The sequence below is a fragment of the Synergistaceae bacterium genome, from assembly GCA_017450125.1.
In the GTDB taxonomy this organism is placed as follows: Bacteria; Synergistota; Synergistia; order Synergistales; family Aminobacteriaceae; genus JAFUXM01.
In genome coordinates, this window is record JAFSWZ010000034.1 from 76,850 (window position 1) to 101,839 (window position 24,990).

A 24,990-nucleotide genomic window follows, 5' to 3' on the forward strand; every position below is an offset into this window, starting at 1 on the left:
TATACCATGCATTATTCTTCGAGCTCAGGAAGTATCTTCTCGAACTCGCTCTCGTACGCGTGAGCCTTCTTGCTGATGCGGCGGATCTTCGCGACTTCACCAGCCGCCTGCGTGATAAGTTCGACAGTCCCTGCACCTCCGACGCAGCCTCCCGGACACGCCATGCCCTCGAGAAGGTAGCCGTTGCGTTTCCCGGCCTTCGCCATGAGAAGCATCTTGCGGCAGTCGTTGAGGCCTTCGGCACGCTCGGTGAGGACTTCGCGGTCAGGGTGAAGCTGCTTGATGCAGTTCACGACAGCTTCAGCTACTCCGCCACTCACCGCAAAGCCTCTTCCGTCAGCACTCGCCGTGTCGGGAAGCTCCATCTTCTCGAGGTAGTCGAAGTCAACTTCTTTGGCCTCGAACATCCCCAGCACTTCCTCGAACGTCAGCACAAAGTCAACATCACTGCGTACGCTCCGTCTGCTGGCTTCGAGCTTCTTGGCCGCGCACGGTCCGATGAAGGCTACCTTACAGCCGGGATGCTCCTTCTTGATGAGCCGTCCAGTCAAGACCATCGGAGTCAGTGCCATGCTGATGCACTCGGCGTACTGCGGGAACTCCCTCTTTGCCATGACCGACCACGCAGGACAGCACGACGTGCCCATAAACGGAATCTTCTCGGGAACTTCCTTCACGAAGTCTTCTGCCTCCTGCAGTGTGCACAGGTCAGCACCGACCGCAACTTCTACGACATCGTGGAAGCCCAGCTCACGGAAAGCAGCCCGCATCTTCTCTGGTGTCAGGGTCTTGCCGAACTGTCCGGCGATGGCGGGGGCTATTGCGGCGTAGACGGGAACATCACTGCGTATTGCCTGTATGCACTGGAAGATCTGCGCTTTGTCGGCGATTGCTCCGAACGGGCAGTTAGCGAGGCACATTCCGCAGGAGACGCACTTGTCCTGGTCAATGTCGGCACGTCCGAACTCGTCGGTAACGATTGCTTTTACCCCGCAGGCAACGGCGCAAGGTCTCTGCATTCGGAGGATGACTCCGTACTGGCAGACGGTCATGCACTTTCCGCACTTGATGCACTTGTCGTAGTTGATGTGCGCCTGTCCGTGCTCAAAGTAGATTGCGTCTTTCGGGCAGACCTGAGAGCATGGACGTGCGAGGCAGCCCTGACACTGGTCAGTGATGACTACTTTGTTGTCGGGGCAGGAATGGCACGCGAACTTGATGATGTTGATTAGCGGCGGCTGGTAGTACTTCTCGGGGTGGACGCACTCTTCTGCGCCAGTTGAGACTGGTGCGTGTTCTGAGGCTTTACGCAGGGGAAGCCCCATTGCGAGCCTCATGCGTTCGCGGACGATTGCGCGTTCAAGGAAGACGCTTTCTCTGTAGCGGGAGACTTCTCCGGGAATCACTCGGTAGGGGATCTGCTCCATCTCGGAGAGGTCGCCTTCCTTGTAGTTGTAGGAGAGGCGGGCGACTTCGGCGAAGATTGCGCGGCGGATGTCGTTGATTGACGTGTGGATACCTCTCATGCCCATAGCGATAGTACCTCCTCAATAGATTTTGTGTAATGGAATTAGGGGATATTATAATTCACACAATCTATATATGGCTGTGCTATCTTTATGATTATGAAAGGCGGGATGAATCATGAAGAAAGTTATCGTGTTATTCGCACTGCTCGTGGTCATAGCGGCCGGAGCATGTTCAGCATCAGCCGACACACCTGCACGCGAGGGAATGATCGCCTACTCAGGCACGGAAGCCTTCACCAAGCTCACGCCTGAGGAACGCCAGGCCTGCACGAGCTGGCTGGTCTACGGCGGCGAGATGAACGACGACTGCAAGAAGGCGACCATGAAGCTCATCGCGGAAGCCCCTGAAGCAGTTACGGCGGAACAGCGCAAGGCACTCACTGCGGCGGCCTCAGGAAACACCGTTGCGGCCAAGACACCCGAAGCCCCCAAGCAGGAAGAGCCCCCAGTCATCAAGAAGGACGACACCGGTGCTAAGATAGCGGCTATAGGGCTGATAGCGATTATGGGACTGGTGATACACAACAACATGAAGCGTCATCACAGATCCGAGCCCGTGTACCAGCCTGAACCTCCGAGATCTGCACCCGGCCGCGAACGCGTACCTGCTCCGAGAAACGACAGACGGCCTCCACAACCGCCGAGAGTTCCCACGAACCAGCAGCAGAGGCCGCCAAGACGCTAAGGGGGAAGCTCCCCCTTTTTTCATGCCTTGCCCGGAACGTCAATGCTTGCCGCGTATGCACTGTTGCACAGCCCGAAGACCGCCGACAGCATGAACAGCGTCTCAATCCCCATTACCTGCCATATCCACCCGCCGAACAACGCGATCAATATCGTTATGAGGTGGTTCACTGACACTCCCGTCGAGATTGTTGCCTTCACCTCTTCGGGGTTGTCGGACAAATCCTGAACGTAGACGTTCGAGGCCATCGACGCAAGAGAGATTACCGCGTCAAGGACGTAGTTCACACAGCACACGATGAATGCCGTCTGCATAGAGAACAGGTGATGCGCAAAGCCGTAGAAGAAGCACACAACCACAAGTATAATCGTGTCCATGACCATAACAATCTTGTAGCCGAAGCGGTCAATTATCTTCCCGACGAGCGGCGAGCACACGAAACATGCTATCGCCGACAGCGCGAACAGTATACTTATCGCCATTGCCCCTGCTCCGTAGAACAGAACCAGAAGGTACGGCCCGAACGTGAAGAATATCTGCTTCCTTGCTCCGTAGAAGACTTCCAGCATGTAGAACTTGAAGTATTTTCGCCGGAAATAGAACCTGCTCACGGTGTGATCCGGCCTGCTGTGTCCCTTCAGGTGCAGTGAGAAGATGAAGCCCGCGACGATTATTGCCGACGACACGCAAAACACCGGTCTGTAGAGGTTCATCCTGCTTCCCAGAAACCCGAACACGAACGCGACGAGGATATACCCCGCCAACGTCCCGAACTGGTACGCGGAGTTCTGGATGCCGAGTGCCGCTCCTCCGTGCCCGTCCTGCGAGTACTCGAGGGCTATCGTGCTCCTCATGCCGAACTGCATGTGTTCACCCAGCGAGTAGACGAACACCGCGCATGTAACAAGAAATCTGCTGGGCGGAATAACAGACTGCATTAACATTCCGGCAAGCATGATCAACGCTCCGGCCTTGAAGATTTTTTCTGCGCTGAACTCGTACAGCACAGCGAGAACAAACACCAGCATGAAGCCGGGAAGTTCTCTGAAGAACTCCGATACTCCTCTGTCAAATTGTGTCATGCTGACGATTTCAGCAAGGTAGTTGTCGATGATTGCTTTGTAGAGGCCGTAAGCCAGTCCGAACGTTACGAGCGAGATGATGAATGCCCTGTACTGTGAATCAGGCTTGAATGCTTGCGTCATGTTTCCTCCTTGAACGCTGATATAATATCTTCTGAGTTTTATCAGGGGGGTAATATACCATGAAGGCACTATTTGTAAACGGGTCGCCGCGAAAGAACTGGAACACCTACAAGATGTTAGCAAGCGCGATGCGGGGAGCTACGGACGCAGGAGCAGAGTGCGAGCTGGTGAATCTCTATGAGCTTCAGCCGTTCAGAGGGTGCATAAGCTGTTTTGCGTGCAAGGTCAAGAACTCGAAGACTAACGGACTGTGTGCGGTGAGGGACAGTTTGAGGCCGGTGCTCGAGAAAGCGTTAGCCAGTGATGTTATTGTTGTGGGAACGCCGGTATACTTCAGCCGTGCTACAGGAGTGGCGTATTCATTCCTTGAGCGTCTGATGTTCCCTGTGCTGAGCTATAAGGGTGAAGGTGAAGCGGGGATATTGGGCAAGACGATTCAGACGGCCATGATCTACACGATGGGCTATCCCAATGAAGAAGGCATCAAGAAGTTCGGCTACTTCGAGATGTTCAGGGAAAACAGCAGGTTCATGGAACAACTGTTCGGGACGTGCGAAACTCTTTACGCGTACAACACATACCAGTTTGCGGACTACTCGCGCTATGATGTCATGGAAGGCATCGAATCAATGAAGGCCAAGTGGCGCGAGGAACATTTCCCCGAAGACCTCAAGAAGGCGTATGAGCTCGGCAAACGTTTAGCAGAGAAAGCAGGAGGTATAGCATGAAGGCATTATTCATCAACGGAAGCCCGCGCAAGAACTGGAACACACACAAGATGCTTGAAGAAGCTATGCATGGTGCGGCAGATGCGGGAGCTGAGTGCGAGCTGGTTCACCTGTACGATTTGAGCTTCAAGGGCTGCATGTCATGTTTCGCGTGCAAGCTCAAGGGCAGCAAGACTAACGGGCTGTGCGTGATCCGCGACTCGTTGAGGCCGGTGCTGGAGAAGGCATTAGCGAGTGATGTCATCATCATGGGAAGCCCTGTGTACTTCAGCTATCCTACGGGAATGTTCAGGCTGTTCATCGAGAGACTGTTATTCCCGATAATGAGCTACAGCATTAACCCCGACGGAACGAGACCGCGCGCGATAGACAGGACGATATACTCCGGCATAATCTACACGATGAACTGCACGGAGGATTTTGCCCCGAAGGTGCACTACCCCGAACTTCTCGCGCCTAATGCTGATGCCTGCGAAAGGGTGCTGGGGTACTGCGAGACGTTATGCGCGTATAACACGTACCAGTTCGCGGACTATTCACGGTATGAGGCTAACATGTTCAGCGAGCCGGACAAAGCAGAATACAGGGAGAAGGTTTTTCCTGAGGATCTGCGGAAGGCTCACGAGCTCGGGAAGCGTCTTGCGGAGAAGGCTGCAGCACAGAACTGAACACGCCGATGAATGCCCGGACAGCCTTAGAGGTGTATTCCCGTCTGGGCAGCACTCCATAAAACGCCCTCTCTGTTACATCAGAATCTATCCTGTAGAACCTCAGTCCATCATCCCCGCGCTGTATCATCCTGTCGCTGATGAACGCCGCCCCGAAATTCGCGCCGGCCAAGTGATACGATGTCGCAAGCTGTGCAATCTCGAGCTTTATTCGCGGAGTTATGCCCGCCTCCTGAAAGATAGTCAGCGCACGGTCATGAAGGTTGTTCCCCTCCGACAAGATAACGTACTCCAGCCCGTTCATTGCCTCAGCGGGAATCGCAGGACAGTCCGCCTGAAGATGCTTCCCCTCTATCACGTCCTCAGCACTCAGTGCGCACGGAAGATTCATCCTTAACGGAGACACCGCCAGCAGTATGTGATCCTTGAACGCCGGAATATGCTCAAAGTTATTGATTATGTCCTCCCTGCACGAAAACGTGAGGTCAATCAATCGTTCTTCCAGCATCTCCGCAAGTTCCGCCGAGCTGGCTTCGACGAGCTCAAGCCTTATGCCGGGATATTCCGCGCTGAAAGTCGCCATAGCTTCAGGAAGAATATACGCGTTGATGTAGTGAGACCCTCCGATGCAGAGGCTTCCTGCTCTAAGTTCGTGAATGTCGTGAATCTGATTCGTCATGTCCTCTTCGAGAGCAAGCATCTTCTCTACCGCATCAACGTAAATCTTTCCGGCTTCCGTAAGGCTTACAGGTCTTGTGCTTCTGTCAAACAACGCCATTCCTATCGAGGCTTCGACCTTCTTGACGGCCATGCTCAAAGCAGGCTGTGTGATGTAGAGGTTTTCCGCCGCCCTCGAAAAACTTCCGGCCTTGTAGATTGCGTAGATGTATTCCAGCTCCTGCTGCATTATAACTCTCCCTTATTCCCGCATAATTAATGATAATTGGAATTTATGCACGGACAATATTAACATAAGCTCATCCACAAACAAACCAGACAACAAAACTTGAGGGGGTCAACTCATGAAGATTAACGCGCTCCTTATCGATGACATTGACAACGTAGTTACGTGCGTTGCTGATGTTCCGGCGGGGTCGGAAGTGTGCTACAGGAAGGGTGATGAACTTCTGAGCCTCAGAGCTGAGGAGGACATTCCTTACTGCCACAAGATAGCACTGAAGGATTTTGCGGAGGGCGACGAGGTCATCAAGTACGGCGAGTCTCTTGGCCGGACTACGGAAGCAGTGAAGACGGGGCACAGGCTGTGGGATAAGAACATGCGGAGTGTTCCGAGAGATTACGACAGCGAGTTTGTCGAGATAACAGGAGGTAACGGCTAATGCAGTTCTGGGGGTACAAGAGAAGCGAGGGCAGGGCAGGAATCAGGAATCACATTCTTATTCTTCCGACGTGCGTCTGTGGTTCGGAGTCAGCCCGCATAGTCGCCAGCCAGGTGCGCGGTGCGGTCAACATCGTCTTCAACACGGGATGCTCTGACGTTCAAGCGAATACCGACATGAGCCAGAAGGTACTCACGGGCTTTGCGTGCAACCCCAACGTGTGGGGAGTGGTGATTATCGGTCTGGGCTGCGAGACCGTAGGGCACAAACAGCTGCGCGAGAAGATTCAGGCCATGACGAAGAAGCCGGTTGTGTCGTTCGGGATTCAGGAGGAAGGCGGAACGCTCAAGACGATAGAGAAGGCTGTACGTGCGGCGCGTGAGATGGCGGCTCAGGCAGGACTTCAGCAGAAGGAACTGTGCGACATCTCGGAGCTTCTGCTGGGGATTGAGTGCGGGGGCAGCGATGCAACGAGCGGACTTGCCAGCAATCCTGCAGTGGGTGAACTTAGTGATCTGCTTGTGGACATGGGAGCATCAACAATGATGAGCGAGTCCATCGAGTGGATAGGCGGCGAGCATGTCCTTGCGAAACGTGCGGCAACCCCTGAGATTCACAACCAGATTATACAGGTCTGCAAGGATTACGAGGCTCATCTTCTGGCGGCGGGTCAGGACTGCAGAGCAGGACAGCCCACACCCGGCAACAAGGCAGGCGGACTCTCGACGCTCGACGAGAAGAGTCTCGGATGCATCCGCAAGGGCGGGACTCGTCCCATCGTTGAGGTCCTCGAACAGGCGGCACGTCCCACGAAGCGCGGAGCTGTTGTGATGGACACGGCGGGTTTCGACATCTCGTCAATCACCTCAATGGTTGCTGGAGGGTGCAACGCAGTAATCTTCACGACCGGCAGAGGAACTCCGACGGGCAACGCGATAGTTCCCGTGCTGAAGGTTACAGCGAACGCGAGGACGTATCAGGCGATGGAGGACAACATGGACGTAGACCTGAGCGCAATAATCTCCGGCGAGAAGACATACAAGGAGATGGGGCGTGAGCTTGTCGACGTAATTCACGAGGTCTGCAACGGCAGGCTGACGAAGGCAGAGGCATACGGTTTCAGTGATATAGCAGTAGATCACGTGTGCAGGTTCGTATAGAGGAGGAATAAGAATTATGGGATATATCTTCAAGCCGTGGCGCAATTGGAGTTTGTTCACAAGAATAATGATAGGGTTTGTTCTGGGTATAGTTGTCGGACTGTTCTGGGGGCCGGGTGCAAAAGCTCTTAACCCTCTCGGGACAATCTTGACCCGTCTGCTCACAATGGTAGTTGCTCCGCTGGTGCTGTGCCTTCTTGTGTGCGCGGCAGCAGATGTCGGCGACGGAAAGAAGCTCGGACGAATGGGCATCAAGACCGTTGTATGCTTCCTGCTCAGCACGGCAATAGCAATCGTGTTAGGCCTCGTAACCTCGAACATTATCGGTGTCGGAACGGGAGTAACTATCCAGCAGACGACACAGGCAGTTTCCAAAGCAAAAGAAGTATCGATGCTGGACACCCTGATTAACATTATCCCCAACAACCCCTTTGAGGCACTCTCGAAGCAGAACCTTCTGCAGATAATATTCTTCGCGCTGATACTGGGCTTCTCGCTGATGAAGATCGGCGAACCGGCCAAGCCCCTGCTCGACATGTTCAGGGCGGGACAGGAAGCCATGAAGGAGATCACCAACATAGTGCTTGAGTTCACGCCTTACGGGGTGTTCGGACTTATGGCTAACGTAGTCGGGAGCAACGGCCCGGAGATTCTGATACCGTACATCAAGGCGATTGCGGCAATGTACATCGCGGGTGCAATCTATGTAATCATTGTTCAGGCAGGAATCATGGTCGGAGTAATCGGCAGGGTCAACCCCTTCAAGTTCCTTAAGACGATGAAGGAAGCTATGGCGTTCGTGTTCGCGACATGCTCGAGCGTTGCTACGATACCGCTGAACCTCGAATGCACGAAGAGGCTGGGAGTTGACGACGAGACTGCTAACTTCGTGATACCTTTCGGGGCAGTGATGAACATGAACGGCACGGCAATCTATGAGGCGGTTGCGGTAGTGTTCACGGCACAGATTTTCGGGATTGAGCTTGGCTTCACTCAGCAGGTTATGATTATGCTCACGGCTACTCTTGCTTCAATCGGGACGGCAGGTATCCCGGGCTCAGGACTCGTGATGCTTACGATAGTGCTTTCTTCGGTGAATCTTCCGATGGAGGCTATAGGTCTTCTCGCAGGGATTGACCGCATCCTCAACATGGGACGCGTTATCCCGAACATTGTCGGTGATGCTGCAAGTGCGGTGATAGTCTCGCGTACAGAAGGAACGTTCAAGGATTAAGCACAGAAAAAAAATTATCCCCCCTCGATGCTGAAGGGGGATTTTGTTCTGCGTTATTACCTGCCGGACTTCCTGAATGCCATAACTCCGAGAAGTAGCAGGCTCATAATTCCCAGACCTGATTCACAGCCGCCGCCGCCTTCTGATTCTCCAGCGTCATTATTATTGTTGGGGGCTGGAGGCGTTGGGTTGTCGTTGGTGTTGTTATTGCCGTTAGTGTCTCCATCGTTGCTGTTACCGTCGTTATCTCCGTTGTTGCTGTCGCCGTCTGTGTCGGTGTTGTCAGGGACATTAGGAGTTGTGCTCTTCGCCTGAACCTTAAGCGTAAACTCTTTCGTTGCTGGTGCGCCGGATGCCGGGCTTGCCTTGACGGTGAAGGTGTAGTCTCCTGCAGTTTTCGGTGTGCCCGAGATTGTGCCTGTATTTCTGTCGAGGCTCAGGCCTTCGGGAAGGGTTGTGCTGTTGGTGAGCGACCACACGACCGCAGAGCTGGAGTCAGTCGTGAGGGTTGCGGAGTAGGGTGATTCTGCTGTAGCGTCTGGGAGTGAAAATGTTGTGATGGAGATGCTTGCGCCGACCTTGATACAGCCTTCCTCGCTGGGGACACCCTGAGCGTTGTTGCCGATGCCGTGTTCTGCGGAGGAGTAGCGGTTGTTGCTGATGGTGTAGGATGCCGCGTCGAGTTTGCCGACGACTCCGCCCATGTTGGGAACGTCGCCCGAGATTGTGGCGTAGGACTGGTTGTTGCGGACGGTGGAGGCGTTCATGAGGCCGACTATGCCGCCGATGCCTTCTGCCGTTGTGTCGCCGGAGACGGTAACGAGAGAGGATACATCACAGCTTTCGAGGAGTGTTGACTCGCCGATACGTCCTGCGATTCCGCCTGATGCGTAACGGCCTGCTATAATACTCATTGCGTTTGTATTGGCTACGATATTGTTGCTCTGGAGATTGCCGCTCTGCATGTAACCTACAATACCGCCTGCGTACTGACTGCTTGCTACTGTTCCTGAAAACGTACAGTCCTTTATTGCCTCGAAGTTCGCAATATTGGCATAGCCAACTATTCCTCCCGCGTAGGCTGGCTGTATACCTGACGCATAATTACGAGAATACGCATATATGCCCTCTGAAGCTGCTGTAACAGTACAATTTTCCACAGTACCGCCTGTCATGTTAGCTACAATCCCACCAGCATATCCAGGTTGATCTGAATTACCTGCGATGCCGCTTTTTATTACACCGTTAAACGTGCAGTTACTCACTAGACCGTTGGACATATTTCTCACTATACCGCCTGCGTATGTACGAATATCACCGTACCACAGATAGTATCTGCTCTCGATCGTTCCTGTGAAATCACAATTCTCAACAGAAGCTGAAGTATTTAGAGTATCAACGACTCCAGCAGCATATCTCCCGTTAGAAGTTCCGCTTACTGTAAGGCTTCGTACAGCAAATCCCTCTGATGTGGAAACTGTCCCAAATAGTCCGGCAACATTGCTTCCCCTGTCTATATTGATATGAATCGATTTTCCGTTGCCGTCAAAGTGTCCAGTGAACGGGTGCTCTTCTGTTCCAATAGGCTCCCAGTCAGTGATAGACGATATATTCAGATTCTGAGTCAGCTTGTAGTACATATCTCCCGACTCCGTACCCGCATTCACCCTGTCCCGCAACGCAACCAGATCCGCGTTCGTGTCAATCACATACGGATCCGCCGCAGTCCCGGAATGCCCCTCGTTGTAGTACTCGGCAGACGCACAAGACGCAAGCCCGAGCACCGCAACAGCCATCAGTACCACACGCGCAAAGTTCTTCATGGTATACCTCCTGAAAAATTAAGAGTAAACAAGAATACACATGATTGCCCCCGCCTGCCTTATGGTATAATTGCAACATAAAGCAAGGAAGACTAGAAGCCGCAAACTTCTAATCGTGTGTTCGAAAACTGGTGAAGCAATTATAACACACCTTGCTTCTTTTCTCGTCTTCTTGTTTTACGCTGTCCTGAACGACGCGCGCACCTCCGTACCCTTGCTCGGTGAAGATACTATGCTCAGGTTTCCGCCCATGAGGCTCATCCTCTCGGTCATGCTCGCAAGCCCTCTGTGTCCCTCCACCCTCAAGGTCTCGGGGTTGATGTTCCCAGCGTCAAAACCCGTCCCGTTGTCGGAGATGTTCATTATCACAACGTCTTCGTTCTTGCGCAGGTACACGTCAACTTCATCCGCTCCGCCGTGCCGTACCGCATTAGACACAGCCTCCTGAATTATCCTCAGGATTGAGAGTATGCGTTCATTGTCGATGTCGAGTTCTCTTATTCCGTCGTCGAAGTCCGCAATCACCGAAATATCATAGACCTGCGACAGCCTCTCTACCAGCTCCGTAACAGCCTCCGCAAACCCCAAGTCCATCCACGGGGGAGCAAGTTCATCACACAGCGAACGGAGTTCACGCACGACACTTTTCGCGATGATTTCCGCGCGCTTTATCCGTGCTCCTGTGGAGTCCTCGTCGTCAATCGCCATGTGAATCTGTTGCAGCAACGCCGTAATGTCCTGAAGCGGCCCGTCGTGAATCTCACGTGCCATGTCCATACGTTCCTGCTCCTGCGCGCGCACAACGTCTTTCACGTAGCTGTTCCTGAGAGCATCACGCTCGATTGCCGCCTGAGATGAGCGTACAAGCGCATTATGTACACGCTCAATCTCCATGATCGCGCCTTCCGCGAGCTCGTCGGGTACGTCCTTCCCGAGCGTCATGTTGTCGATCTCCGCAACGAGGGACTGAAGCGGAATCACCAGCCTGCTCCAGAGAATCCTTATCGCCGCGAAACTTGCCAGCGTGATAATCATTATCAGCACGGGCCACAGCCTTACGACGCTCACGAGTCCGCCGAGAAGGTTAGTCCACGAGACAGCCGCGATGACGTAGCCTCCGCTCGGCCTCTTCACGGGGTAGACTGCGAGCGTGTAATGTGCTCCCTGCTTGTCGTCAATCTTTATGGCTTTGCCGATGGGAAGGTCAGGCTTCCAGATTGTGGCGATGTTCATTGCGCCGGGCGAAGCCAGAATCACTTTGCCGTTGTGGTCAGTCAGGGCAACCCAGCCCGGAATCGACGGCCCCCACGAGAAGAACGGATACCGCGTGAAATCACTCAGCATCTGGAACGTCCACGAGTCCGAATCACTGCTGAGGTGATAGCTCATGCTTTCGGCCAAGTCCTGAACGTAGGAGCTCACGGCGGCTTCCATCGCGCTCTCCTGATTGACCATTCCGGCGACAGCGACAATGACAACTGCGGCGGAAGGAAGTATCAGAGCGCAAAGCAAAAAGGCCAGGAAGTGAGATCTTGGCCTTGTGAAGAAATCAAGCATAAAGCTCTTAGTCGTCCTCTAAGAGTTCCTCGAGGGTAACGACTCCGTACTTGAGGGCTAACAGTAATGCTTCGGTCTTGTTCCGGCTTCCCAGCTTGTCGTATATCGAGGCAAGATGAGTCTGTACGGTGCGCTCGCTGATGAATAACTTTTTGGCGACTTCCTTGCTGGAGAGCCCCTTTGCGGCCAGAAGCAGCACTTCACGTTCCCTCACGGATAACTGCTCGGGGATAAAGTCCTGCTCGCCCATCACTGAGGCGACTTCCGGGTCAAGGTACAGTCCGCCCTTCGCGACAGTGTTAATCGCCGTAGTGAGTTCCTTCGGGCTCACGGTCTTAAGGACGAAGCCGCGTGCTCCTGCCCTGAGGGAAGCTATGACGTACTGCTGGGCATCGTACGATGTGAGCATCAGCACGGCAGTCGGGAGTCCCTCGTTCTTGACCTTCTGCGCTACAGTAACGCCGTCAAGGCCGGGCATTCTGATGTCCAGAAGGGCAACGTCAGGCTTGAGCTCCTGCAGGAGTTCCCACGCTCTTATTCCGTCCTCAGCATCAGCGACAAGCTCAAAGGTAGGTTCGCGCCTCACAAATTCACCGATGCCCGAGCGGGTCAGAGGGTGGTCATCGGCGAGCAAAATTCTTACAGCCATATCACTACATCATCTCCTGAAAAGTTATCACATGCCTATCTGTTTCTCGACAGGCCTTAATGCCAATATTGTCTCATTAATCACGTCATCAAGGGGCATGTTCATTCTCTCCGCGCCCTGCTTGATGATGTCTCTGTTCACTCCGCGCGCAAAAGCCTTGTCCTTCCACTTCTTCTTGACGGACTTGACTTCGAGGTCTGCGAGGGACTTCGAGGGTCTCACGAGCCCGGCAGTGATGATTAAGCCGGTGAGCTCGTCGATGGTGAACAATGTGCGCTCGAGGCTGTTCGAGGGCTCGATGTCGGTGCAGATCCCGAAGCCGTGAGACTGTACGGCGTGAATTATGCTCTCGTCGACTCCGGCTTCCCTGAGCATTTCGGGGGCTAAGTGGCAGTGCTGCTCGGGGGTAGCGGCGGTCTGTTCCCAGTCTATGTCGTGAAGAAGTCCGACGACTCCCCATAGTTCGGGGTCTTCGTGGTAGAGTCCTGCGAAGTGGCGCATTGTGGCTTCAACAGCCTGTGCGTGGTGAATATGGGACTCTTCCTTATTGTACTTGCGCAGAAGGTCTAATGCCTGCTCTCTTGTCGGTATCAATTTTCGTGTCTCCAATGGAATTTTTCCAGTATTATATATTATTTCGCGCAGTGTATAATCTCTTACATATAAACTTTTCAGGAGGTTATCTCTCAATGCACAAACTTTTAGCCGCAGTATCGCTCGTTCTTCTTCTGCTGTCCGGCGTTTCCGCTGCTGAGGAGAGCAAATCCGCAGTCCTCGTCGTGTCGTTCGGCACGTCAATGCCCGAAGCACGGCAGGCCATCACCGCACTCACAGACGAAGCCCGCCGGGAGTTCCCCAGCTTTGACGTACGGCTGGCTTTCACGTCGAACATAATCCACCGCAAAGTTGCCCGCGAGTCCGGCGAACTCATCCCTAACCCTGTACAGGCACTAGCACAGCTCAACGACGAGGGATTCAGTGAAGTGTACGTTATGCCGACGCACATGATTCCAGGAGAGGAGTACGACGAGATCGCGAACGTCGTCGATGCTTTCGGCTCGCTCTACGGCAAATACGGTTTCGAGACGCTGGCACTTGGCCGCCCGTTCCTCGACGGAGTTGACGACTGCGAAGGAATGGCTGATGTCCTGCTCGAACGCTTCAAGGCTCAGCTTGAGGACAAGGACACCGCAATAATCCTCATGGGGCACGGAACGCCAGAGCATTTCGCCAACGCAATGTACTCACAGCTCCAGCTTGCTCTGGACACGAAGGCCTACGGACGGTTCTTCTTGGGGACTGTCGAGGCAGCTCCGAAAATTGAGGACGTAATCACGAGGCTGAAGAGGCATCCCGAAGTGAAGAAGCTCGTACTGAGTCCGTTAATGATTGTTGCCGGAGACCACGCACATAATGACTTGGCCGGAGAGGACGACGATGAGTCGTGGCTTAACGTCCTGAAAGCTGAGGGCTACACGGAAATCAGCACGTACCTTGTGGGGTTGGGCGAGGATAAGAACATACAGCGTGAGTTCGTGAGAAGGATTCATGAACTGATGGAGTAAAACACACAAGGGAGGGCAGAGCAGAAATGTAACGTCCTCCTTGTGATATACTTGTGCAAAATCCATAAAAGGAGGCTTGACAAAATGGAATTTATCCCCATAATTGACACGACACGACCGTTGTTGCTGTCTCTGATGGCGAAGATAACTACCTAGATGCCCTCAACACCGCTTCAGGGAAGTATATTTACTTCACCAGCAGCAAGTCCATCCTCGAACCACAAGCAATAGAGATCCTACAATCCCTCTCCGAACAGAATAACCTCGACGTACTGTGCTTCAACTCCGGGCTGTTGTACGGGAAAGACCGCACAGAGATTCCCGACTTCTGGCTGGCCGTCGGCATGTACCCTGACGTTCTGCCGGGCCAAGAACTTCTCGGGCAGTTACTCAGCAACAACGACTACAAAGCACTCTTGCCGTTGTACTTCTACAGGACAGACTTCCTCAGGCAGAACAGACAGGCCTTCAGGGATGGAGAACCCTTCACGTCCGAAGCTCTGCGCAAAGCTGAACGCGCAATGCACATCCCCGCCGTGCTGTGTTACTGCAGGGTGCGGAAGGGAATGCTCCTGCGTTACGGGCGGAATTACCTGCTGTACCGTCATCCCGTGCTCAAAGAAGCTCTGAGGAACTGCTACAAACCGCTGAAGAGAGCTGTACGCCGACTGCACCCAAAACTCGACGACGAATGCAGAAGCATAATCAGCACCCTCAAGGACACAAACAAGCCGGGCATCAGCCGCATTATCACTCTCAACGTTCCCAGATACGGCAACAGAGGCGACATCGCCATAGCACTTGCAGAGCGTAGGCTCTTCAACGAACACTGCAGAGACCGCCTCCTCATAGAATTGCCGTTCGACCTGTGCGATGATTATCCGCATCTCATAATTCCTCACATCAACAGCAGGGATATTCTCATGACTGTAGGCGGAGGCTGGTACGGCAGCTTCTGGAGAAACGCAGAGATGACAGCTCTGAATATCCTCCGGCACTTCCCTAATAACAGGGTAATCATAATGCCGCAGACGATTTATTACTTCGACAGTGCGCAGGGTAGGAAGGAGCTTGCCGATGACAGAAAGTCTTTCGCGAGGTTCAAGGATCTTCACGTATTTGTGCGGGACAGAAAGTCCTTTGAGATGATACATAGCACAAATCTTTTCCCGAATGCACAGAGTGTTGACCTCGTGCCGGACATGGCCTGCTCTATGGACTTCACGAACCTTGCTCCCGAAAAACGTGAGGGCGTGCTGGTGTGCCTTCGCCCCGACGTTGAGCAGGTACTCACTAACCATGAACGCAACACGCTCTGTGTCCGTCTGCTCCGCGAGTTCGGGCACGTCGGGTTCTTCTCGACGAATCCTGTCCGCAGTACGGTCATGCTCAGCGAGTGGGAGAAAGTGCTGGATGAGACACTGCGAATGATCGCAGGTGCTGAGCTCGTCATCACTGACAGGCTTCACGGAATGCTTTTCGCGGCAATCACCGGGACTCCGTGCGTGGCGTTCGACAACAAGACCGGGAAGGTGCACAGCGTCCACGAGTGGATTTCCGGCTGTGAGTATGTCCAAGTGTGCAGGTCAGCTGAGGAGTTCGACGGTGCGGTGAAGAAAGCCCTCTCCTCTCCGCGAAAGTGGGACAACTCGGAGCTTCTGCCGTATTTCAACAAAATACTATCACTCATCTCATAGGAGGAACAAATGGACAAGATAAAGAAGGCACTGATGTTCACCATTCCTACATCAATCTGCAATTTCCGCTGCCAGTACTGCTACATAGCACAGAGGCCGATACACTATCAGGGAAAGCAGGCAAAGATGCAGTATTCTCCCGAGCAAGTTGCGTACGCGTGTCGCCCCGAGAGGCTCGGAGGCCTGGCGTTCATGAATTTCTGCGGAGACGGCGAAACTCTGCTGTCGAAGGATATTGACCTGTACGTCAGGGCACTCGTCGAGCAGGGGCATTATGGAGAGATAGTTACGAACTGCACAATAACGCCGATGATCGACAAGATATTATCATGGCCTGCAGAGCTCAGGGCGCGTACGGAGTTCAAGTGCTCGTTCCACTACCTAGAGCTGAAGAAACGCGGGATGCTGGATACTTTCGTGAAGAACGTGCATCACATCTGGGACGCGGGCTCTTCGGCAAACATCGAGCTCACTGAACATGACGAACTTGTGCCGTACATTGACGAGGTCAAGGAGTTCTCGATGAAGCACTTCGGGGCACTGCCGCAGGTAACTATTGCGAGAGACGACGTGAGCGGCGGCATCGACTACCTCACCAAGCTCCCGATGGACGAATACGAGAGGATATGGAGCACCTTCGACTCTAACTTCTGGGAATACAAGAAAAGCGTCTTCGGTGTGAAGCAGACTGATTTCTGCTACTCTGGCTTATGGTCGGCGTTTATCTTTCTTGACTCGGGAGTCGCACGTACCTGCTACGGCGGCTATTTTCTCGAAAATGTCTTCGAGCACCCGGAGCGTCCTTTTCCTGCCAGACCGACGGTTAAATGCGTCCTTCCGCACTGCTATAACGCACACGCCTTCCTGACGCTAGGCTGCATACCCGGCGCAACTCCTGTAGGTTACGGCGACATACGCAACCGTAAATGTACGTATGGGGGGGGGGGCATGATTGGCTTCAGCCCGGACTGCTTAGCTTCTTCAACACCAAACTTGAGGACAGCAACGAACGTTTTACTCCCGAGCAGGAAAAGCGTCTGCAGGCAGTAAACTCCGTGAAGATGATTTACCTGAAGCTCAGACGGCAAGCCGGAAGGGTGAAGAGGTTTCTTCAGAGGCTGGTGGTCAAGCAGTGAGCATTATAGCCAGATTACTCAGCAAGATTGTTTACAGGTTCAACGGTGTGATTGATGTGGAGAAGACCGAACGCTACAAGTTCCAGCTTGACGTATTCAGGGCTTCTCCGCGTGATGACGATGTTATAGTCATGCTCGGGGACAGCCTCACGGAGAACACGCCGTTCAACGAGCTTCTGCATTTCCGTTTCCGCGTGAAGAACAGGGGAATCTCCAGCGACAACACATGCGGAGTCCTTGCGCGCATAGACGAAGCCGCAAACAACCTGCCCGAAAAGATGTTCATTCTTCTGGGCACAAACGACATCGGCAACGGAATACCCTTAAGCGAGAGCATGTCGAACTACAGGGAGATAATCCGCCGCGTTAGAGCGCTTTCACCGCGCACAAAAATCTACGTTCAGTCAGTGCTTCCCGTTGACCACAAGAAGCTGGAGGACAACGTACGCTGCAGACGCAGAACACGTGAGGCTATTGCGGCCTTCAACACTGCGCTTGAGGAGCTTGCGCGCGATACGGGCTGTGAGTTTCTGGATACACACAAAATCTTCAATGCAGGGGACGGCGAGATGGATGCAACATGCACAGCTGACGGACTTCACCTCAACGGCACAGGAATGCTGAGATGGTGCGGCTTCCTTGAACAGTACATGTGAAAAACGATCCCCCTTGCCGTAAGGGGGATTCGTGTTTCTGCGTTACTCCTGCTCTGTCTCTTCCTTCGTGCTGAAGTGGAACATCACTATTCCCAGCGGCGGGAGTGTCAGCATCAGTGAATAAGGCATATTGCTGCAGCCTACCATTTCCGCTTCCATGCCTCCGCAGTTCCCGAGACCGCCTCCGCCGTACTTTGTCGCGTCGCTGTTCAGAATCTCCTTCCAGAAGCCCGAACGCGGAACTCCCACACGATACCCGTAACGCGGTACAGGCGTGAAGTTCGCGGCACAGAGTATGTACTCATCATCGCTCCTGCCCTTCCTCAGCCACACAATGATGCTCTGCTGCCAGTCCGAACAGTCAACCCACCTGAACCCTTCAGGCGTGAAGTCCAGCTCATAGAACGGAGGATATTTCTTGTACGCGGTGTTGAGGTCGCGCACCCAGTCCTGAATCCCCCTGAAGTCGTCCTTCTGCAGGAGATGCCACTCAAGCGCGGAGTCGTGATTCCACTCGAGACCCTGCGCAAACTCTCCGCCCATGAAGAGCAGCTTCTTGCCGGGATGCGCCCACATGTAGCCGTAGAGCAGACGGAGATTCGCCCTCTTCTGCCACCAGTCGCCGGACATCTTGTTGATGAGGCTTCCCTTGCCGTGAACAACCTCATCATGTGAGAGCGGAAGCATGAAGTTCTCGCTGAACGCATACCAGATGCTGAACGTCAGCTGGTTCTGGTGATAGCTCCTGTAGATCGGCTCAAGGCTCATGTAGTCGAGCGTGTCATGCATCCAGCCCATGTTCCACTTCATGCCGAAGCCGAGTCCTCCGAGAAACACCGGGCGCGTAACCATCGGCCAGTCTGTGGACTCCTCCGCAACTGTCTGGATTGTCCCGAACCTGCCGAACAATTCACTGTTCATGTCGCGAAGTAAGGAGATTGCTTCAAGGTTCTCACGGCCTCCGTAAATGTTGGGCACCCACTCGCCGTTCTTGCGGGAATAATCCAGATAGAGCATCGATGCCACTGCGTCAATCCTCAGCCCGTCCGCGTGGAACTGGTCAACCCAGAACGCCGCGCTGGAGATGAGGTAGCTGCGTACTTCGTTGCGTCCGTAGTTGAAGATGTAGCTTCCCCAGTCAGGATGGTAGCCTTTGCGGGGGTCTTCGTGCTCGTAGAGTGCTGTTCCGTCGTAACGTGCAAGCCCGAAGTCGTCCGTCGGGAAGTGGCTGGGAACAAAGTCGAGGAGCACAGCAATGCCCTTCTTGTGGAGGGAGTCGATGAGGTACATCAAGTCTTCGGGAGTGCCGTATCTTGCCGTCGGAGCAAAGTAACCGAGCGTCTGATAGCCCCACGAACCGTAGAACGGATGCTCCATCAGCGGCAGGAACTCTACGGCGTTGAAGCCCATGTCCTCGCAGTAGCCGGGCAGTTCTTCGGCCATCTCGCGATAGGACAGCGACAGTCCGTCGTCCCAGTGCCTGCGCCAGCTTCCCATGTGAACCTCATACACGCTCAGAGGTGCAGAAAGGTTCATTCTTTCGCCGCGCTTGGAGAGCCATTCATTGTCGCCCCACTCATATTCAGGCCAGTGAACGATTGATGATGTTCTCGGAGGAAGCTCGAACGCCCGCGAAAACGGATCCATCTTCTCCTTGACTTCACCGTGAGAGTTGCGGATGTGGAACTTGTACAGCTCCCACTTCTGAATGCCGGGCACAAAGCCTTCCCAGATTCCAGAACCGTCCCAGCGTGCCGCTAAAGGATGTGCTTCGGGATTCCAGCCGTTGAAGTTTCCGACTACGCTGACTGCCTGAGCGTTCGGAGCCCACACGCTGAAGGCTACTCCCTCTGTGTTGTCGGCGGGATCCGTGAACTTCTGCGCTCCCATCTTCTCGTAAAGGTGGTAGTGAGTTCCCTGCTTGAACAGGAATATATCATAGTCGCTTAATGGTGATACGCCATGACGTACTGAACCGGCCATAAATTAATCTGCCTCCTTGTGAAAAATTGTGATTTGATTGGGTGGGTAAATTTTACCGTATTTATCACGCCTTATTCAATCACCTTTCTACTTGCTTGGAGGCTTCCTCGAGTGCGCGGGCTATAACTTCGTCCATGTTGTAATACCTGTACTCGCCTAATCTTCCCCCGAAGATGACTCCTTCCTCGCGCGAAGCAAGCTCCTTGTAGCGTTCGTAGAGTGCCTGATTCTTTGCGTCGTTGACGGGGTAATACGGTTCGTCGCCCTGCTTCCACGTGCTGCTGTACTCCCTCGTTATGACCGTGCCCCTGCATTCGCTGAACGTGAAGTGCTTGTGCTCGATTATGCGCGTGTAGGGAGTTTCTGCGTCCGTGAAGTTCATGATGGCGATTCCCTGATAGTTGTCGATGTCGGGGAGTGTCTCTGTCTCGAACCGAAGGCTTCTGTACTCGAGAGTTCCGAGCGAAAACCCGAAATACTCATCTACCGGCCCGGTGTAGACCACACGTCCGGCCAAGTTTCTGAGTTCATCCCTGTGCTCGAGGTAATCCGTCCCAAGCCTGACTTCGATTCCGTCAAGCAGACGCTCGAACATTGCCGTATAACCGTCTGACGGGATTCCCTGATACGGGTCGTTGAAGTAGTTGTTGTCGTACCTGAACCTCACGGGAAGCCTCCTGATGATGAACGCAGGAAGTTCCGTGCACGGCCTGCCCCACTGCTTCTGCGTGTAGCCCTTGATCAGGCGTTCGTAGATGTCCCGCCCGACAAGGCTTATTGCCTGCTCCTCGAGGTTGGAGGGTTCGCGGCCTGAGAGTTCTGCGCGCTGGCGGGCGATTTCTGCCTGTGCTTCGGCAGGAGTTATCACGCCCCACATCTGGTGAAACGTGTTCATGTTGAAGGGAAGGTTGTAGAGCTGCCCCTTGTAGTTCGCGACCGGCTCTGTGCGGAAATGGTTGAACTCCGTGAAACGCGAGGCGTAATCCCAGACAGCTTTTCGCGCCGTGTGGAAGATGTGAGGGCCGTACTCGTGAACCTGAATCTCTCCGGCACTGCGGGTGTATGCGTTTCCGCCGATGTGGCTTCGCTTGTCGATTACGAGGCACCTGCGGCCTGCGTCCGTCATCTGACGTGCGAAGACCGCGCCGAAGAATCCTGCCCCTACGATGAGATAGTCATACTTCAAATCAATATGCTCCTTCTCCCCTGAATACTACGGGAATAGTCTTCAAGATAAGTTTGATGTCTTCAAGTATGCTCATATTCTCGATATAGTCAAGATCCATTTCTATCCACTGCGCCCATTTCACGTCCGCCCTGCCGCTCACCTGCCAGTAACACGTCAAGCCCGGCGTAACCAGCCATCGCTGTTTGTCGTAGTCGTCTATGCTGTCTGTGCCGACGGTCATGATTGCGCGCGGCCCTACAACAGACATATCGCCCACAAAGATATTCCAGAGCTGGGGGAGTTCATCGATGCTCCACTTCCTGATGAAGTGTCCTACACGTGTGATTCGGGGGTCATTCTTGATCTTGAAGGCGTGGCCGGTCATCTCGGAGTCTTTCAGCAGTTCGTTAATCATTGCTTCGGCGTTCACTCTCATTGAACGGAACTTGTGCATACGGAAATTTCTCATGTCTTTTCCCCAGCGGTCGGCGGAGTAGAACACCGGCCCTCCGTCCTCGAGCTTTATCGCAATTGCCGTAGCAATGAACACCGGCGACAGCACCACGAGCGCGAGCCCCGACGACAGGATGTCAAACAGCCTCTTCAGCGCAAGATAGAGCCTGCTCTTCCGCGCGAGCACTGCCCTCATGTTGTAGCGGTAATCCTTCCTCAGCGAGGTATCTGTTTCTCCTGAGGGGCCTTCTGCGGCAAATGCTGCCTTTGCTCTGAAGACGCTAAAAAACTTACGGACTAAGGATGGAAGGTTATTCATCATGCTTCCTCCTGCTTGAGAGGAGAAGTGAGGACATAGAGAAGGCGACACGCGACACGCGACACGCGACACGCGACACGCGACACGCGACACGCGATTATACATAGGTGATGCCATTGCGTCAAGCTCCTTTGCACAAAAGATTTTGTTAGTTGTTGGGGTATTATAGCATTGAGGGTACAGGCCGTGAAAATTTAGGGTATAATCAACTTCACGAACAATACACATAAAATCTCACACACTTATTATCTTTCGGAGGAGGAAATTTATTGATGCGCATAAAACTCTCGCACATACTCCTAATCTCATTCACGCTGCTTTTCACGGCACAAGCCTTCGCCGCCTCACCCAGAATCATCATGAACGGCGATGCCCACGTCGGAGAACAGGCAGTGCTAGCCGTCGATGCGTCCGGCATAGCGTCGGGCGGGTCAGTTGAGTGGTCAGTAAGTCCGACAACCGGGCAGAACCCCGACAGAATCTCCCTCAGAGCCGGAGGCCGCGAATGTGCCTTCACCCCGCTCGACACTCACCCCGTCAAGGTCGTAGCGTCATTCATCGACAGGGACGGAAACGTGATGTCCAGCACAGAAAGCCTCGTAACGCCCAAAGAGTTCCTGATTAACATCGCTGTAGTCGTCGAGAGGCCTTTAACCCTCTGGGACTCCTCTAAGCGTTCGAACTACGTGCTGAGCCCGGAAATCCTCATGGCTGACACTCCCATACGCGTGCGGGCATCACTCACCCCTGCCTTCAAGGGACAGCACAGCTTCAAGTGGGACGGAGACGCTGCTACTGCACTGATGAGCCAAGACAAGGACGACATCTTCATCAGGCGCGGGGCAGTCGGCGAGAGTGAAATCTCCGTTACGGCCTTCAACGCGAACGGAGTCCGTCTCGGCAGCGGAGAAAGCAGGGTGAACATAACCCTTCCTGTGTCGACCTATGAGGAGTCAGCCAGCGAGCGCGAAGCATGGCAGAACTGGCAGAGAGCCCAAGCACTATGGGAGAGCAAGAATTACGCAGAGGCAGTCGAACTTGCGCAGAGAGCTTCAGCATTGTCGCCTAGAGACACGGAGATTGCGGAGGGACTGCGGGCAATAACGACGAACTATGCACGTTTCACGAAGGCACAGAAGCTCAGGGAGGACGCGGAGAACTTGGAGTCGCGGGGACTTCTTGATGATGCGCTGAAGAATTTGCGGGCGGCGCAGGTTATCTGGCCGGTAGACTCAGGAGCAGAGGAGATAGCGGAAGCCGAGCAGAAGGTCAACGAGCAGAGACTCCTGCAGCAGCGCGCGAACTGGCTGCGCGACACTGCCAGCGCATACGACAACGAGAACATGTACGAGGACGCTCTGGACTACTACGCGCGGAGCATTGCTGTTGTGTCGAGCGATGCAGTAACCGACAGGATGAACAAGATACGCAACCGCCTGACCCTTATTGCGGACGCGGACAGGTACGCCGGAGAGGGCAACACGTTAGAGCGCGAGGGGAAACTTCAGGAAGCTCTTAACCGTTACGGAGCAAGCATAATGAGCAACCCTGATGCAACGTTACGCCAGCACATCGAGGAGCTCCAGAGCGTAATCTCGAGGCGTGAACGTCAGGCCAACGCACTTTACCGCGAGGGACAGGACCTGCAGAGGCGCAACCAGAATCAGGAAGCCCTGAAGCGTTACACTGAGAGCGTGAACGTCTGGGACAACGACAACGCCAGCCAGCGTATCCGCCAGCTCAGCCGGAGCGTGAGGCTTGCACCGGGGACAGTTATTCGCGGGCCGGAAGACTTCGGGATAGGGACGAGGCTCGATGCGCAGAAGATGATTCAGGCCGCCGACGAACTGTACGCACAGGGAAATCTCACGGAGGCCGCCGCACTCTACAGAAAGGCACAGAGCATAGCACCTTCCGATGAGATGAAGAACTGGGTTGCACGTCTCGATGCCCTCATCAAGGAACGCGACGCAGTAGAAGCCGCCAACAAGCAGATAGCGGAAGCCAATGCACTCTACAAGGCCGGAAAGGTCAAGGAAGCACTTGAACTTTACCGCGATAGCCTGAAGACGCACAAGAACGCAGAAATAGAAGCATTCATCAGAAGGCAGGGGAATTAGCGTGATAATCATAGGATTCTGCAACCTCAAAGGCGGAGTAGGGAAGACTACTGCCTGCCAGAACATAGCAGCAGCCCTCGCGAAAATGGGAAAACGTGTCGCAGTTGTCGACATGGATCCGCAGAGCAACCTGAGCGCGGGGTTCGGGGTTACGCCTTCGGAGACTGAAGCTCAGGTGTTCGACCTCTTGAGCGGCGGGGCATCGTGGGATGACATAGTCTGCCGCAAAGAAGGCGTGGACATTATCCCGAGCTGCCTAAACCTCGCGATGGCGGAACTCAACGACGCAAGCCCGGTGAACAGCAACACGGCACTTCGCGACGCGCTGAAACAGGTTGACCCGGACAGGTATGATTTTATTCTGCTGGACAGCCCTCCTCAGCTGGGAGTCTTCACGCGCAACGTTCTGTGTGCCAGCGACAAAATCATTGTGCCGATGGACGGAGGGTTCTACAGCCTGTTCGGCCTGCGCCTGCTGAATGGTGCAATGCCTGTTTTCCGCGAAAGGCTTAATCCGGGACTCGAGATTGCGGGCATCCTTATGACGAACTACAACCCCAGACTGTACATCACCAAGCAGGTTTTCGAGGAAGTCGGAAAAACGTTCGGGGATGTTCTGTTCAGGAACTGCATACGGCAGAACGTGAGCCTTGTTGAAGCGTCGAGTATGGGGATGTCAATCTTCGAATACGCGCCGAAGTCTAAGGGGGCGGAATGCTACAGGGATGTTACGCGTGAACTTCTAGACAAGCTGGGAGGTCATCACGTGCCATCAGAGGTGAAGTACGAACCGGTCATGATCGCACGGACTCCTGTTCCCGAGCCGATGCCCGAGCCCGAACCGGAACCTGAGGCGGTGAGCTTGGCCGAACCTCCCGCTGAGCCTGAACCTGTCCCTGAGCCCGAGCCTGTTGCTGCTCCAGAGCCTGAGCCGGTGAAGCCCGAACCTCCTGCACCTCCCGCGCCGCCGAAGCCGACTGTTGTGTACCCTGAACGCCGTACGCTTGGGGAGTACGAGGAGAGCATAAAGCAGTCCGTCCTAGCGATGCTGCCCGAGAAACGGCGTATGACGTGGGAGCAGATACTGAACTCCGTGCAGGACATTTCGCGCGACGAGATAGATGCACGGAGACTGCGGGAAGACTTCGAGGAGTGCGACAGGGAACGCTACAAGTTCTACGTTCTCAACGACGAGAAGGACTCTTTCTGGCCGGTTGTGTACCCTGACCAGATAATAGACCCGATGAGGTGCGTCATGAAGTTCGACGAGTATGAAGGTTCTGCTGAAGTGTATATATAGCCTGATGAACAAGTG

22 protein-coding genes are annotated in these 24,990 nt (G+C 54.1%); 12 read left to right on the forward strand and 10 right to left on the reverse strand.

The window, feature by feature from the left end:
- Nucleotides 1-11: 11 nt before the first annotated feature.
- Nucleotides 12-1,532, reverse strand: coding sequence for a 4Fe-4S dicluster domain-containing protein (locus tag IJT02_07650; GenBank protein MBQ7544799.1), 1,521 nt, complete (start codon nt 1,530-1,532; stop codon nt 12-14).
- 112 nt (nt 1,533-1,644) lie between these two features.
- On the opposite strand from IJT02_07650, the gene IJT02_07655 reads away from it, so the two are divergent.
- Nucleotides 1,645-2,214, forward strand: a complete 570-nt coding sequence (locus IJT02_07655) for a hypothetical protein (GenBank protein ID MBQ7544800.1) — start codon at nt 1,645-1,647, stop codon at nt 2,212-2,214.
- Nucleotides 2,215-2,234: 20 nt separating this feature from the next.
- Here the strand turns inward: IJT02_07655 and IJT02_07660 are convergent, their stop codons facing one another.
- Nucleotides 2,235-3,419, reverse strand: coding sequence for an MFS transporter (locus IJT02_07660; protein ID MBQ7544801.1), 1,185 nt, complete (start codon nt 3,417-3,419; stop codon nt 2,235-2,237).
- A gap of 59 nt (nt 3,420-3,478) precedes the next feature.
- Between IJT02_07660 and IJT02_07665 the strand changes: the two genes are divergently transcribed.
- The gene (locus IJT02_07665) at nt 3,479-4,147 is read left to right on the forward strand and encodes a flavodoxin family protein (GenBank protein MBQ7544802.1); all 669 of its coding nucleotides are present in this window, start codon (nt 3,479-3,481) and stop codon (nt 4,145-4,147) included.
- Entirely contained in the window at nt 4,144-4,815 is a 672-nt protein-coding gene (locus IJT02_07670) for a flavodoxin family protein (protein MBQ7544803.1), read from the forward strand. Before IJT02_07665 ends, IJT02_07670 begins: the two co-directional genes overlap by 4 nt.
- On the opposite strand, the gene IJT02_07675 is transcribed toward IJT02_07670, so the two are convergent.
- Nucleotides 4,706-5,722 (reverse strand): LysR family transcriptional regulator, encoded by a 1,017-nt coding sequence (locus tag IJT02_07675; protein MBQ7544804.1) that lies wholly within the window; start codon nt 5,720-5,722, stop codon nt 4,706-4,708. The two genes, IJT02_07670 and IJT02_07675, sit on opposite strands and share 110 nt — an antisense overlap.
- Before the next feature lie 115 nt (nt 5,723-5,837).
- On the opposite strand from IJT02_07675, the gene IJT02_07680 reads away from it, so the two are divergent.
- The 3 genes from IJT02_07680 to IJT02_07690 are packed head-to-tail and all read left to right on the forward strand — an operon-like array spanning nt 5,838 to nt 8,549.
- Nucleotides 5,838-6,155: a UxaA family hydrolase gene (locus tag IJT02_07680; GenBank protein ID MBQ7544805.1), complete on the forward strand. Its 318-nt coding sequence runs from the start codon at nt 5,838-5,840 to the stop codon at nt 6,153-6,155.
- Nucleotides 6,155-7,315 (forward strand): UxaA family hydrolase, encoded by a 1,161-nt coding sequence (locus IJT02_07685; GenBank protein ID MBQ7544806.1) that lies wholly within the window; start codon nt 6,155-6,157, stop codon nt 7,313-7,315. Before IJT02_07680 ends, IJT02_07685 begins: the two co-directional genes overlap by 1 nt.
- 16 nt (nt 7,316-7,331) lie before the next feature.
- Nucleotides 7,332-8,549, forward strand: coding sequence for a dicarboxylate/amino acid:cation symporter (locus IJT02_07690; protein ID MBQ7544807.1), 1,218 nt, complete (start codon nt 7,332-7,334; stop codon nt 8,547-8,549).
- A gap of 56 nt (nt 8,550-8,605) precedes the next feature.
- Here the strand turns inward: IJT02_07690 and IJT02_07695 are convergent, their stop codons facing one another.
- The 4 genes from IJT02_07695 to IJT02_07710 form a co-directional block, all read right to left on the reverse strand.
- Nucleotides 8,606-10,372: a putative Ig domain-containing protein gene (locus IJT02_07695; protein ID MBQ7544808.1), complete on the reverse strand. Its 1,767-nt coding sequence runs from the start codon at nt 10,370-10,372 to the stop codon at nt 8,606-8,608.
- A 177-nt stretch (nt 10,373-10,549) separates the two neighbouring features.
- Nucleotides 10,550-11,929, reverse strand: coding sequence for a sensor histidine kinase (locus IJT02_07700; GenBank protein ID MBQ7544809.1), 1,380 nt, complete (start codon nt 11,927-11,929; stop codon nt 10,550-10,552).
- A 7-nt stretch (nt 11,930-11,936) separates the two neighbouring features.
- On the reverse strand, nt 11,937-12,578 hold the full coding sequence (locus IJT02_07705; GenBank protein MBQ7544810.1) for a response regulator transcription factor: 642 nt from the start codon (nt 12,576-12,578) through the stop codon (nt 11,937-11,939).
- Between the two features lie 27 nt (nt 12,579-12,605).
- A complete protein-coding gene (locus IJT02_07710) occupies nt 12,606-13,172 on the reverse strand; it encodes an HDIG domain-containing protein (GenBank protein MBQ7544811.1) in 567 nt (188 codons plus the stop codon).
- Between the two features lie 14 nt (nt 13,173-13,186).
- On the opposite strand from IJT02_07710, the gene IJT02_07715 reads away from it, so the two are divergent.
- From IJT02_07715 to IJT02_07730, 4 genes are all read left to right on the forward strand, one after another.
- Nucleotides 13,187-14,143 carry a sirohydrochlorin cobaltochelatase gene (locus tag IJT02_07715; GenBank protein MBQ7544812.1) on the forward strand — a complete coding sequence of 319 codons (957 nt, stop codon included), beginning with the start codon at nt 13,187-13,189 and terminating at the stop codon, nt 14,141-14,143.
- Between the two features lie 293 nt (nt 14,144-14,436).
- A complete protein-coding gene (locus IJT02_07720; GenBank protein ID MBQ7544813.1) occupies nt 14,437-15,840 on the forward strand; it encodes a polysaccharide pyruvyl transferase family protein in 1,404 nt (467 codons plus the stop codon).
- Nucleotides 15,841-15,849: 9 nt separating this feature from the next.
- Complete coding sequence (locus IJT02_07725) at nt 15,850-16,890, forward strand: radical SAM protein (GenBank protein MBQ7544814.1); 1,041 nt, start codon at nt 15,850-15,852, stop codon at nt 16,888-16,890.
- 82 nt (nt 16,891-16,972) lie between these two features.
- Nucleotides 16,973-17,632: a hypothetical protein gene (locus IJT02_07730; GenBank protein MBQ7544815.1), complete on the forward strand. Its 660-nt coding sequence runs from the start codon at nt 16,973-16,975 to the stop codon at nt 17,630-17,632.
- A gap of 42 nt (nt 17,633-17,674) precedes the next feature.
- Here IJT02_07730 and glgB read toward each other — a convergent pair whose 3' ends face one another.
- From glgB to IJT02_07745, 3 genes are all read right to left on the reverse strand, one after another.
- The gene (gene glgB, locus IJT02_07735) at nt 17,675-19,615 is read right to left on the reverse strand and encodes a 1,4-alpha-glucan branching protein GlgB (protein MBQ7544816.1); all 1,941 of its coding nucleotides are present in this window, start codon (nt 19,613-19,615) and stop codon (nt 17,675-17,677) included.
- 79 nt (nt 19,616-19,694) lie between these two features.
- Nucleotides 19,695-20,807, reverse strand: a complete 1,113-nt coding sequence (gene glf / locus IJT02_07740) for a UDP-galactopyranose mutase (protein ID MBQ7544817.1) — start codon at nt 20,805-20,807, stop codon at nt 19,695-19,697.
- Nucleotides 20,803-21,558, reverse strand: coding sequence for a sugar transferase (locus tag IJT02_07745; GenBank protein ID MBQ7544818.1), 756 nt, complete (start codon nt 21,556-21,558; stop codon nt 20,803-20,805). Before IJT02_07745 ends, glf begins: the two co-directional genes overlap by 5 nt.
- Before the next feature lie 269 nt (nt 21,559-21,827).
- Here IJT02_07745 and IJT02_07750 point away from each other — a divergent pair, with 269 nt between their 5' ends.
- Together IJT02_07750 and IJT02_07755 are read left to right on the forward strand one after the other, a co-directional pair.
- Nucleotides 21,828-23,675 carry a hypothetical protein gene (locus IJT02_07750; GenBank protein MBQ7544819.1) on the forward strand — a complete coding sequence of 616 codons (1,848 nt, stop codon included), beginning with the start codon at nt 21,828-21,830 and terminating at the stop codon, nt 23,673-23,675.
- Nucleotide 23,676: 1 nt separating this feature from the next.
- Nucleotides 23,677-24,975, forward strand: a complete 1,299-nt coding sequence (locus IJT02_07755; protein ID MBQ7544820.1) for a ParA family protein — start codon at nt 23,677-23,679, stop codon at nt 24,973-24,975.
- Nucleotides 24,976-24,990 lie beyond the last annotated feature (15 nt).

Coding starts and splice junctions, on each gene's coding strand:
- IJT02_07650 (MBQ7544799.1), bottom strand. CDS start 1,532: ATGGGCATGAGAGGTATCCACACGTCAATCAACGACATCCGCCGCGCA.
- IJT02_07655 (MBQ7544800.1), top strand. CDS start 1,645: ATGAAGAAAGTTATCGTGTTATTCGCACTGCTCGTGGTCATAGCGGCC.
- IJT02_07660 (MBQ7544801.1), bottom strand. CDS start 3,419: ATGACGCAAGCATTCAAGCCTGATTCACAGTACAGGGCATTCATCATC.
- IJT02_07665 (MBQ7544802.1), top strand. CDS start 3,479: ATGAAGGCACTATTTGTAAACGGGTCGCCGCGAAAGAACTGGAACACC.
- IJT02_07670 (MBQ7544803.1), top strand. CDS start 4,144: ATGAAGGCATTATTCATCAACGGAAGCCCGCGCAAGAACTGGAACACA.
- IJT02_07675 (MBQ7544804.1), bottom strand. CDS start 5,722: ATGCAGCAGGAGCTGGAATACATCTACGCAATCTACAAGGCCGGAAGT.
- IJT02_07680 (MBQ7544805.1), top strand. CDS start 5,838: ATGAAGATTAACGCGCTCCTTATCGATGACATTGACAACGTAGTTACG.
- IJT02_07685 (MBQ7544806.1), top strand. CDS start 6,155: ATGCAGTTCTGGGGGTACAAGAGAAGCGAGGGCAGGGCAGGAATCAGG.
- IJT02_07690 (MBQ7544807.1), top strand. CDS start 7,332: ATGGGATATATCTTCAAGCCGTGGCGCAATTGGAGTTTGTTCACAAGA.
- IJT02_07695 (MBQ7544808.1), bottom strand. CDS start 10,372: ATGAAGAACTTTGCGCGTGTGGTACTGATGGCTGTTGCGGTGCTCGGG.
- IJT02_07700 (MBQ7544809.1), bottom strand. CDS start 11,929: ATGCTTGATTTCTTCACAAGGCCAAGATCTCACTTCCTGGCCTTTTTG.
- IJT02_07705 (MBQ7544810.1), bottom strand. CDS start 12,578: ATGGCTGTAAGAATTTTGCTCGCCGATGACCACCCTCTGACCCGCTCG.
- IJT02_07715 (MBQ7544812.1), top strand. CDS start 13,187: ATGGAATTTTTCCAGTATTATATATTATTTCGCGCAGTGTATAATCTC.
- IJT02_07725 (MBQ7544814.1), top strand. CDS start 15,850: ATGGACAAGATAAAGAAGGCACTGATGTTCACCATTCCTACATCAATC.
- glgB (MBQ7544816.1), bottom strand. CDS start 19,615: ATGGCCGGTTCAGTACGTCATGGCGTATCACCATTAAGCGACTATGAT.
- IJT02_07745 (MBQ7544818.1), bottom strand. CDS start 21,558: ATGATGAATAACCTTCCATCCTTAGTCCGTAAGTTTTTTAGCGTCTTC.
- IJT02_07750 (MBQ7544819.1), top strand. CDS start 21,828: ATGCGCATAAAACTCTCGCACATACTCCTAATCTCATTCACGCTGCTT.